The following is a 10,282-nucleotide window of genomic DNA, read 5'->3' as shown; positions in this document are numbered from 1 at the left end:
AATTTTACCTTAAAGTTTAATAATTAAAAAAATTTAAACCGAATTAATATGATTTTAAATTTATATCTTTTATGAAAATTGTAAGTCGAAACAAGAGGTGATAATATATTATTTAGAATATGTAGCAGATTCGTCTTTGACAATAGTCATTTCAAAACAGTATATGAAAAATTATTTTTAATAAGGACAAATGATATTACTTTTAACAGATTTATTTACTTAGAAACTAATTAATTAAACTTATGCTTAAACTTGGTGGGTACTTGAATATTTTATTTGCAATCTTACATATTGTTGGATTGCTTTGGGCTGAAAAAATGTTTGAAGTTGTTGGTATAGCGGAGGGAATGGCTCTCGCTAAACGAGACATACATCCTCTCTACCCATATTTTATTACGGTAGTAGTAGGAATTTTATTTTATATAATGGGTTTATATGGACTCTCGGCTGATAACAAGTATAAAAAACTGCCATTTTTAAAACCAATGGTATTTTTTATTGGAGGGATTTATTTGATTCGTGGTATAGGGGAACTTATTATTGATATAGGATGGCAAAAAGCTAGTCCATTATTAGAAAATACCTACTCACTAATTGCTATTTTTGTAGGGCTTTTGTATTTAGTAGGTGGACTGATAAAATGGAAAATCATAAAACAAAATAATAAATAATGTCAAGCTAATGTTTAGTTTTGAGTTTTTGGTAATTTCATGTTTGCTTGCATTGTAAGAGGACATTCAAAAAACATTTAATCTTTACAAAACATATAAAAAAATGAAATATATAAGCAATACGACCCAAATTTTTAAAGCCCGAACCATTGGGTCTTTTGTTCTATTAGCTTTTTTAGCCTATGGTTTTGGACGGCATCTATTCGAAAGTACCGACAACGTAGAAAAATATTTTGGTGCATTACTAATTATTGTTAACTCAGTAATGGTTCTCTTTATCGGAATTTTATTCAGAAAAACACTTAACCAATACAATTCGTTAGTTGGTAGTATTTACCTTTATACGAGAGTATTTGAAGCATTAGCACTTGCAAGTCTTGTTTTAAAATTATTCCTTAAAGGAATTTTTTCAGACGATTTAGGATATTTTCTTGCAATGTTGGTCTTAGGACTTGGTAGTATTCCAATGTGTTTGACACTACTCAAACACAAAATCTCACCACCTTGGTTAGCGATATGGGGAGCAGTGGGCTATGCTATTTTTGCCTTTGGCTTTTTAATGGAGTTTTTTGGAAAAAAATGGAGTATGTATCTTCTTGTACCCACTGGACTTTGGGAAATTACATTTGCTATTTGGTTAATCATATATGGTGGACAAAGTTTAAAAACAACGACTCGCTAACATCGTATTGTCAATAGTGGTGTTTAAAGTTATAAACTCAACATTTGATATTCTATTGAACTTTTGTGCAAACGTTGGGTTGACTTTTTTCAAATGCACACCATCACCAATACTTAAACCGTTTGCTATTTTAGTCTTTGTTAAACAGAAACAGGTGATTACAAGTTTTTGATTTAAAAAGTAATTTATAATTTAATTGTATTTCGTAATCGTAAAATCAATAATGGTAAATTTGCAATAAATGATTTATAAAGAATATCTTCCTAACAAATTATTAACTGACTTCGTTAATAAGTATTGGTGGTTTGATAATACCACAAAGAAGAAACTCGACTATACAATTTTGCCAGACGGTAGTTATGATCTCATCATTTCATTTGACAAATACCAACAAAATGAAATTTCGCTAACCGGAATTTGGACCAAACAAGTGGACGTTTCTATTAAGCCGAATCAACAACTTTTTGGAATACGATTTAAATTATTGGCCATAGATTATATTTTACAACAAAGCATTTCAACACTTTGTGATAGTGAAGAGCTAAAAGAAAATGACTTTTGGCAGTTAGACAAAATTTCATTTAGTCAATTGAAAATTACAACAGAAAAATTGGATAAAATAATGCTCTCCATCTTAGGTAGTCAAAAAGGTATTGACATGAGAAAGCAACTTCTATTCAACTTGTTGTACGAAACTAAAGGCCAACAAACAATTGAACAATATTTACAACAACTTTTTTGGACATCCCGTCAAATCAATCGCTATTTTAAAAAAAGATTCGGTATTTCATTAAAATCATATTGTAAGATTTTAAAACTTTCTGCTTCCTATATGCATCTCAAAAAAGGTCAATTGTTTCCTGAACAAAATTATTTTGACCAATCCCATTTTATAAATGACTTAAAAAGCATACAGGGAAAATTCCATCTGAATTATTTGAGAATAAAAACGACCGATTTTTACAATTTTCTACGATGTCCAATGATTAGATTTGCTAGTCATACTAAACAACAAAAAAAATGAAATTCAGTAACATCAGACTTTTAGTGAACGACTTTGATAAGTGCTTCACTTTTTATTACAACATTCTCGGCTTAGAATGTTCTTGGGGGAAACTTGGCGAAAATTATGCAAGTTTCAATATTGGTAATCTATCTGGTTTGGCATTATTTAAAGCTGAACTTATGAGTAATGCCATCAATAATGCACATGCGAGTATTAGTGAGATTTCACAGGATAAAGTGGCAATCATTTTACAAGTGGATAATGTGGATGATACTTACAACTTATTATATAGCAAAGGAGTGAAATTCTTAACCGAACCAAAAGACATGACCGCTTGGGGAATTAGAGTAGTCCATTTCAGAGACCCTGAAAACAATTTGATTGAGCTATATTCCGAATTATTAAAAGAAAAATGATACGGCTATCTAATTGAACTAGTAAAGACTGTTTTAATGAAGATTTATGGAAGTAATAATTAAGAAGAATCCTGATGTTAGCAAGCGACTGATTTATATCATCAGGATTTAATAATTTATTAAAAAGATAAAAAAAGTAGTTCAGTAGATGAAAAAACTGTTTGAAAAACATACAATTCGAGAAATACTAAGAAAAAGTGAAATTCTTTTAAAAGAAGGAGGGTTTTGTACATTAATTAATTACATTCTATTTGGATGATTATTACAATGCCAAATCAATCAATGTTGTTTGAGAAATTATTTTTGTCTTAAATCTTCAAGGTGATTGGTTTTAAAATCAACAAAATCTTATAGAACAATTCCTAACATTTACTATGGTTATAACATTTTCTAATGCAGAAGTAATTCCTTTAAGTTTAAATAGTTTTTACAACCTGAATTCAATATTATAATCATTTTAAAACTTGGTAAAATCGTAAATCTAAAATAAAACAGAACTTATATTTTCGAGCACTTATTATCTCCAAAAGCGAAATGATTACTTTATTAAAGTAAAACCTAAAATGGTAAAAGAGTTTATTGTAAAAACGAGAGTAAGTTTTATAAACTTAGCTTAAAGATTCTGAAAGGAGAAATAAAGCAACCAAGAGTTCATGAGTCTCATATTACTATATAACATCCCAAAAATACTTCTAGTACAGATGAAAAATATAATTTACTTCAAAATTATAAGTTCCCATCAAAAATAAGTTTTGATTCGATAAGTTTAATTGAGCAAATTCAAGATGAAAAGTGAAGTGTATTAGAAGAGTGTAAGTTAGAAAAATAAACTGCTAAATAATTCCTGAAAAATGCTAACTTTTTTGAATATAAATACCTGTCATCAGGTATTTTTTTATGCTTAAACCCTCATTAATTTTACGCTTTAAATTAACAATAAAAAAAAAATGAAAACAACAAAATTACTTTTATCCCTAGCATTGGCTTGTTTATGTCAAATGTCTTATGCAGTAGATCGAATTGTTCAAGAAAACGGACCTAGTGGTACCTTTAGTACTATTTCGGCAGCCATTACAGCCTCTGTAAATGGTGACAGAATTATTGTGCACCCAAAAATAGGTGACAGCCCATACATAGAAAACATCACCATCGATAAAAGTTTGGAACTGGTATCGGCCACTGACGGCATTCGTTATCGCATTCAAGGAAATATCGTTATCACTGCTTTAAATAACAGAACGGTTACTATTATTGGGGCTCAACTAGTATCTGGAAGCATTAGCGGTTCATCAGCAGGCTGGAGAACCAATGTGAATATTTTGGGGTGTCGACTTGATGGTGGCAATATTGATTTTAATAATCAATATTATGTTAGTGTGGTTTCAAATGTGTTAGATAGTGGTTCTATAAGCATATCTCATGGTAGAATTATTGGAAATCAGTTGAATAATGAATCTTCTCTAATCACTATTAGTAATTCAACTTCAATAACTAATGATGTTATGAATATCATTGGAAATATTTTTCCAAGATTATGGTCTACAAACACATCAGACATTTTTTTGAACATACACAATAATTTTATTCGTAGGTTATCAGTAAATACAAATGCTGATACCCATTCCATACGTTATTCTTTTTCTAGTACATCTACAAAACTTAGTATTATTAATAATACAGTTATAACGCCATTCTCTAGTTTTAGTGTTGGAAGAGCTCGATACTTGAGTTTGAGCTCACCTGCGATTATAAAAAATAATATTTTTGAAGGCTCTTCAACTACCGGTTCTTGGGGACCTGATGTATTACTTGTATCTGTAGGTAATTCAAGTTCTTACAATTACATCAGAAATAATCAAGCTTCATATCCTGCTTTATCATCTACAGATACTGTTATTATGAGTTCAAATGTTAATCAAAATACCGGACAACTCATTCTTCCGACACCAGCTTTAAACGGTGCTGACCCAAGTTTTGAATTCTATGATTTGGATTTATCTCCAGGGGATGCCGGTTGTTTTGGAGGTAGCTATTCGTTAGATAATTTTTTCCCAATCACCGGTAGTTCACGAGTGTTTTGGTTAGATGTTCCTTTTGGTATTACCACAACCGGTGCTCCGTTGCAAATTAGAGCAGAAGGATTTGACCGTTAATAAAATTGATATGCATAGAATAATAGTTTTATTAATTTTTTTCTTATCCCATTTAATGTTTGGCCAACAAATACAGCAGGCCGAATACTTTTGGGATACGGATCCGGGACCGGGAAATGGTATTGCTCTAACCACTTTTGATGGCAATTTCAATCAAGCTCTTGAAACGGTGTTTAGCAATAATGCCACTTTACCTCCGGTAGGAAATCATGTGCTTCACGTTAGGGTTAAAGGACAAGATGGAACATGGGGACCTGCTTTTAGAAAGGTTTTCAGGGTTTCCTCTTCCACCAACACCAATTTAGAAGTAAAGATTATCCAAGCCGAGTATTTTTGGGATAACGATCCCGGAGACGGAAATGGATTAGCTTTGTTGGCTTTCGATGGTAATTTCAACCAAGCTTTTGAGACGGTTTTCTCTAATAACGCTACTTTGCCAACAGTAGGAGATCATGTTTTGCACGTTAGAGTAAAAGGAAGTGATGGGAGTTGGAGTCCTGCTTTTAGAAAAGCATTCCGGGTATCAGCCAATACGAATACTAACTTAGGAGTAAGCATTAGTCAAGCAGAGTACTTTTGGAATGATGATCCCGGAGCCGGAAATGGTTTGCCGCTCTTAGCATTTGATAGTAACTTTAATCAAGCTTTTGAAACAGTGTTTACCAATAATGCCACACTTCCAACAGTAGGCGATCATGTGCTGAATGTACGTGTAAGAGCACAAGACAATCTTTGGAGTCCGGTGTTTAGAAAAGTTTTTCGATTAGTACCCAACAACAACACCAATTTAGAAGTTAAAGTTGTTCAAGCGGAGTATTTTTGGGACGATGATCCAGGTGTCGGAAATGGTTTTGCTCTTATTGCTTTTGATGGAAACTTTAATCAGGCGTTAGAAAGTGTTTTTGAAGGTAACGCAACACTTCCTGCTGAGGGTGATCACATTTTAAATGTTAGAGTAAAGGCACAAGATGGTAACTGGAGTACTCCTTTTAGAAAAGTATTTCGATTAGCACCCAATAATAACACGAATTTTGAGGTAAAGATTACCCAAGGGGAATATTTTTGGGATGTGGATCCGGGTTTTGGTAATGGTTTACCATTACTCGCTTTTGACGGGAATTTTGACCAAGCTTTAGAAACTCTATCCAATTCTCTACAAATTACGGTACCCTCCGGAATTCATGTTTTACATGTTAGAACTAGAGCAAATGATGGTAATTGGGGACCAACTTATAGAAAAGTGATAGGGGTGAACGTGGCCTATGATCAAAAAGTACTGCTACAATCTCCTTTTAATTTGGCAACCAATGTTCCCGTATCACCTACTTTGGTTTGGAATCAACTGAATCAAATTGAGAATTATGAATTTGAAGTTTCTTTGAGTCCAAGCTTTGAAAGTTTTATTGCTTCCGGATTTACTACTAACGTTACTTCTATTGATATTCAGAACTTGGCAACCAATACTACTTATTACTGGAGAGTGAGGGCTAATTTAAATGGAAATGTTAGTTTATGGTCAGATGTTTGGAGTTTTACTACTACAAATAGTTTAAACTTAACGGAGATTGAATTGATAAAGCAAATCATCATTCATCCAGTACCTGCCGTAAAAGAGTTATTGATAAAATGTTCAAATGTCCTAACGGAATTGAATTATGAGATTTATGATACGCGAGGTAGAAGTATCCTAAAAGGAGTTTTAGATAATTATAAGATTAATGTTGAAAGTTTACCAGAGGGTATCTATGTTTTATCATTAACAACAAACAATAACTCCAAATTTTCAACTCAATTTATTAAATCAAAACAATAAAATTGAACTTTATATCATCAACCAAATTATTTTACAGTTTTTTATTCATTTTTATTATTGGATCAGCTGTTAATGCTCAAATAGACACATTAACAGTTGATGCCAGTAGTTTAGATAACAAATCGATTTCAATGGGTAAATCTTGTTATTTGATTTATACAAAAAAAGGAAAAGATTTACCGGCTACTGATTTGACGTTTGTTGAAATGGAAGTTTTCAAAACTAATTATCAAAATGTAGCTAGCTACAAAATTATACAAAAGTGGACAGAAAAAGATACTTTGAGTCATACTTCTGAGACTATTTTAAAGGATAGTAACCTATCTACCATTTACCATAAAATTTGGTGGAGGCGAAGTAATCAAACTAGTGAAATTGATTATTTAAGTGGTAAATATATTATTAATGGTGGTGATGATAAATCTAAGCAGAGAGCAGAAGAAGGTTTTAAAGCCTCTTTAAGTGACCTATTGTTTGTTAACTGGCACTGCGATTTGCATCTTTTTTCATTATTGCCATTTAATGATAAAAAAGTATTCAAAGTTAAAGTTTATGATCCCGGTTTTTCAGCACCAAGATATGAATTTTATGAAGTATTAGGTACAGAGGTTATTGAAAATAATCCTTGTTGGATTCTAAATTACAAATTACCAAATAATATGGGATATCAACGATTTTGGATTTCTAAATCAGACAGAATAGTAATTAAAGAAGAGGATAATTTCAGAGGGAATTATAGATTTAAGTTAAAGGTAATCAATCCCTAATATTTATTAAACGAGTTTACAAATGAGAGTTTATGATATTCATTCTGAAGATTTTTTTATTTCAACTGATAAATCAAAAATGGATGTAAAAGAGATTCATTTTTTTCTGTCAAATTATTCAACATGGAGTAAACATATTTCATATGATATTGTAAAAGCTTCCATTGAGAACTCGTTAAATTTTGGATTATTTTACAAGAATAAACAAGTTGGATTTGCAAGAGTAATATCTGATTTTTCGACAATTGCCTATTTAGGTGATTTTTTTATTCTACCTGATTTTCAGGGTTATGGTTTGTCTAAAATATTGATGAACTCAATAGTAAGTCACAATGATTTACAAGGCTTGAGAAGATGGATTTTAATCACTTCAACGGCACCTTGGTTATATGAAAAGTATGGCTTTAAAAAATTACAGAATAATGAAATATATATGGAAAAATATGATCCGAATGTTTATGATCATTAATTAAAGTGCATTAATTTGTCAAGTACTTTTTTTAGTTTTTCCATAATTTATTATTAAGGATATTTTTTAAAATTTCATGATAGTAATTTGCTTTTTATCAAGTTATGTGGTTAATCTGTTAAACAAATATAAATTGAATGATGTAATGAAAAATGAATTAAAAAATTGGATTGAATCCGGAAAATATCTCAATTATAATGGTTATAAAATTTTTTATAACCAATTTGGGGAGGGTCCTGATATTATTATTTTACATGGTTATCCCTATAGCTCATATGAGTGGAAAAATTTTATACCCTTACTCAGTCAATATTATAGAGTAACCGTATTTGATTTTTTAGGTTTTGGTTTTTCTGATAAACCTGAAAACCATTTGTATTCTTTTCAAGAGTATGTTAAAATACTCAATTTAGTCGTATTAAATTTGCAGATTAAAGAAGCCCATTTACTTACCCATGATTTAGGAGTAAGCGTTGCACAAGAGGTTTTAGCAAATTATAAGCACGAAGAGAATTTATTTTCTATCCAGTCTATTTGTTTTTCCAATGGAAATCTTTTCTCAGATGTTTATAAACCAAGATTGATTCAAAGAATTTTATCTCAGACACCTAATTTTATTGGTAGGTTTATCAGTAGGCATATTTCAAAAGCATCTGTAAATAAGACTATAAGAAGTTTATATGGTAAAAAGACACAACCAGATGAAGCATTTCTTGATGAGCTTTGGGATGTTTTAAATTATAATAATGGAAAGAACATTTCCTATTTACTTGGAAAACTTGTGTTTGAAAAAGCTTTATACTTAGATAGATGGACTTTAGCAATGAGAGGTACTGAAATCCCTTTGTGTTATATCTGTGGACCTGCAGATATGAATTCTGGGATTGACATGGCTATTGCTTTTCAAAAGAGGGTACCAAATGGTACATTAATTTGGATGGATGATTCAATAGGACATTGGCCTATGATAGAAGATAGTGATTCTTTTTTAAAATATTATTTGGATTGGATATCCACTCAGGTAAACCGAAAACTGAGTTTTTAATAGAGTAGGTAAGTTAAAAAGTTAAATTATGAGAACTACAAAAAATTTATTGAAAGGATTATTTTTATTTTTTTTATTATCAATCATAATTACTGGATGTTCAAGTGATGATAATTCCAGTAATAGTAGAAAAGTTACATTTAAAGTGGTTGGGAGCAACGGTGCAAATATCACTACTATTGTTTATGCATTGAATTCTGAAACTTTTCCGGTGTTAAATGTAAACAGTTCTAATTGGACAAGTGAAGAAATTACACTACCTGCCGATGTAAATATTTTATCCCTCTCCGGGAATGCTATCGGTTCAAGTGCTTCATCCTCTATAAGGTTAGAAATACTTGTAAACGGTCAAGTCAAAAAACAACAATCAGCAAGTGGTACAGTTATGAGTACATTTACACAGTATACAATAAACTAAAATTTAAATGTTCTTTATAGTCGTAAAACCTTATTCCTTGGTTAGCTTTTGTCAATAGTAAATGGCAACAACTCCTTAAAAATCAAATTTTATTTACCAAACATAATATATTTTGAGCTATGGAAAATGAATTAGTATTTAAAATTAAAAACCTAGAAAACAAATACAAAAAATTAAAGTTTATCTTCATTGTAAGTATTTGCATTTTATCGGTTGCTCTAATTGGCTTTGGTTTTTCAAAACCAGAGGTTTTTGATTTAATCAAAGCCAAAGGAATAATAATTGTAGATGAAAATGGAAAAGACAGAATTTTAATTGGAGCCCCAATCTCTCATTCAAATAATAGAGTAAGAACCGTTACTAGTTTAGTAAGAAAATATTTTGCTAGTAAAATTTATCCTGAAAATCCAAATAAATATATGGAGTGGTATAAAAATTACAGACATTCTGCTTATGGAATGGTCGTATTAAATAAAGAAGGAATGGATGTTTTACAAATTGGTGACCAACTTTCGGATCCAAATTTAGGTAGAAGAATGTTTTTGCCTACAGGGATTTTATTAAACAACCAAAGTGGTTTAGAAGTTGGTGGTTTTGGTTCCCACACATTTGAAGATGGTAGAAGTAGAGTAGCTTTGGGATAAGATGATTCAGGAAATGGAAGAGAAGCACTACATGCTTTAGTCCTTTCCGATGGAACGAGGGCTCTTATTCTTCAAGATGAAAAAGGGAAATTAGTACTGGGCTTAGGAAAAGCCTAACAGCAAAATATTCAAAACTGTTGATAGTATAAGTTTTGTTGAGGTTAAATATTTTGATAAAAAAAATAATTTGATTTGTGA

11 protein-coding genes are annotated in these 10,282 nt (G+C 30.9%); all 11 read left to right on the top strand.

What is annotated here, in order from left to right; genetic code table 11:
- Positions 1 to 242: 242 nt before the first annotated feature.
- The 11 genes from V7M80_RS12275 to V7M80_RS12225 all read left to right on the top strand — a co-directional run bounded on the left by V7M80_RS12275 (position 243) and on the right by V7M80_RS12225 (position 10,084).
- Entirely contained in the window at positions 243 to 671 is a 429-nt protein-coding gene (locus V7M80_RS12275) for a hypothetical protein (RefSeq protein WP_333696544.1), read from the top strand.
- A 103-nt stretch (positions 672 to 774) separates the two neighbouring features.
- Positions 775 to 1,353 carry a DUF4386 domain-containing protein gene (locus V7M80_RS12270; protein WP_333696542.1) on the top strand — a complete coding sequence of 193 codons (579 nt, stop codon included), beginning with the start codon at positions 775 to 777 and terminating at the stop codon, positions 1,351 to 1,353.
- Positions 1,354 to 1,594: 241 nt separating this feature from the next.
- Positions 1,595 to 2,377, top strand: coding sequence for a DUF6597 domain-containing transcriptional factor (locus tag V7M80_RS12265; RefSeq protein WP_333696541.1), 783 nt, complete (start codon positions 1,595 to 1,597; stop codon positions 2,375 to 2,377).
- Positions 2,374 to 2,775 (top strand): VOC family protein, encoded by a 402-nt coding sequence (locus V7M80_RS12260; protein WP_333696539.1) that lies wholly within the window; start codon positions 2,374 to 2,376, stop codon positions 2,773 to 2,775. The genes V7M80_RS12265 and V7M80_RS12260 overlap by 4 nt, the downstream gene beginning before the upstream one ends.
- A gap of 947 nt (positions 2,776 to 3,722) precedes the next feature.
- On the top strand, positions 3,723 to 4,928 hold the full coding sequence (locus V7M80_RS12255; RefSeq protein ID WP_333696537.1) for a hypothetical protein: 1,206 nt from the start codon (positions 3,723 to 3,725) through the stop codon (positions 4,926 to 4,928).
- Between the two features lie 10 nt (positions 4,929 to 4,938).
- Positions 4,939 to 6,741: a T9SS type A sorting domain-containing protein gene (locus tag V7M80_RS12250; protein WP_333696536.1), complete on the top strand. Its 1,803-nt coding sequence runs from the start codon at positions 4,939 to 4,941 to the stop codon at positions 6,739 to 6,741.
- Positions 6,742 to 6,743: 2 nt separating this feature from the next.
- Positions 6,744 to 7,508, top strand: coding sequence for a hypothetical protein (locus tag V7M80_RS12245; RefSeq protein ID WP_333696535.1), 765 nt, complete (start codon positions 6,744 to 6,746; stop codon positions 7,506 to 7,508).
- A 22-nt stretch (positions 7,509 to 7,530) separates the two neighbouring features.
- Complete coding sequence (locus tag V7M80_RS12240; protein WP_333696534.1) at positions 7,531 to 7,977, top strand: GNAT family N-acetyltransferase; 447 nt, start codon at positions 7,531 to 7,533, stop codon at positions 7,975 to 7,977.
- A 145-nt stretch (positions 7,978 to 8,122) separates the two neighbouring features.
- Positions 8,123 to 9,022 (top strand): alpha/beta fold hydrolase, encoded by a 900-nt coding sequence (locus tag V7M80_RS12235; RefSeq protein ID WP_333696533.1) that lies wholly within the window; start codon positions 8,123 to 8,125, stop codon positions 9,020 to 9,022.
- Positions 9,023 to 9,050: 28 nt separating this feature from the next.
- Positions 9,051 to 9,440, top strand: coding sequence for an MmpS family transport accessory protein (locus V7M80_RS12230; RefSeq protein WP_333696532.1), 390 nt, complete (start codon positions 9,051 to 9,053; stop codon positions 9,438 to 9,440).
- A 119-nt stretch (positions 9,441 to 9,559) separates the two neighbouring features.
- The gene (locus tag V7M80_RS12225) at positions 9,560 to 10,084 is read left to right on the top strand and encodes a hypothetical protein (protein WP_333696530.1); all 525 of its coding nucleotides are present in this window, start codon (positions 9,560 to 9,562) and stop codon (positions 10,082 to 10,084) included.
- The last annotated feature ends 198 nt before the right edge of the window (positions 10,085 to 10,282 follow it).

Origin of the sequence: Flavobacterium sp., from assembly GCF_036759525.1 — a bacterium.
Lineage (GTDB): Bacteria > Bacteroidota > Bacteroidia > Flavobacteriales > Flavobacteriaceae > Flavobacterium.
The sequence above is the reverse complement of the archived record's forward strand: the minus strand, read 5'-3'. Positions and strand labels throughout refer to the sequence as shown.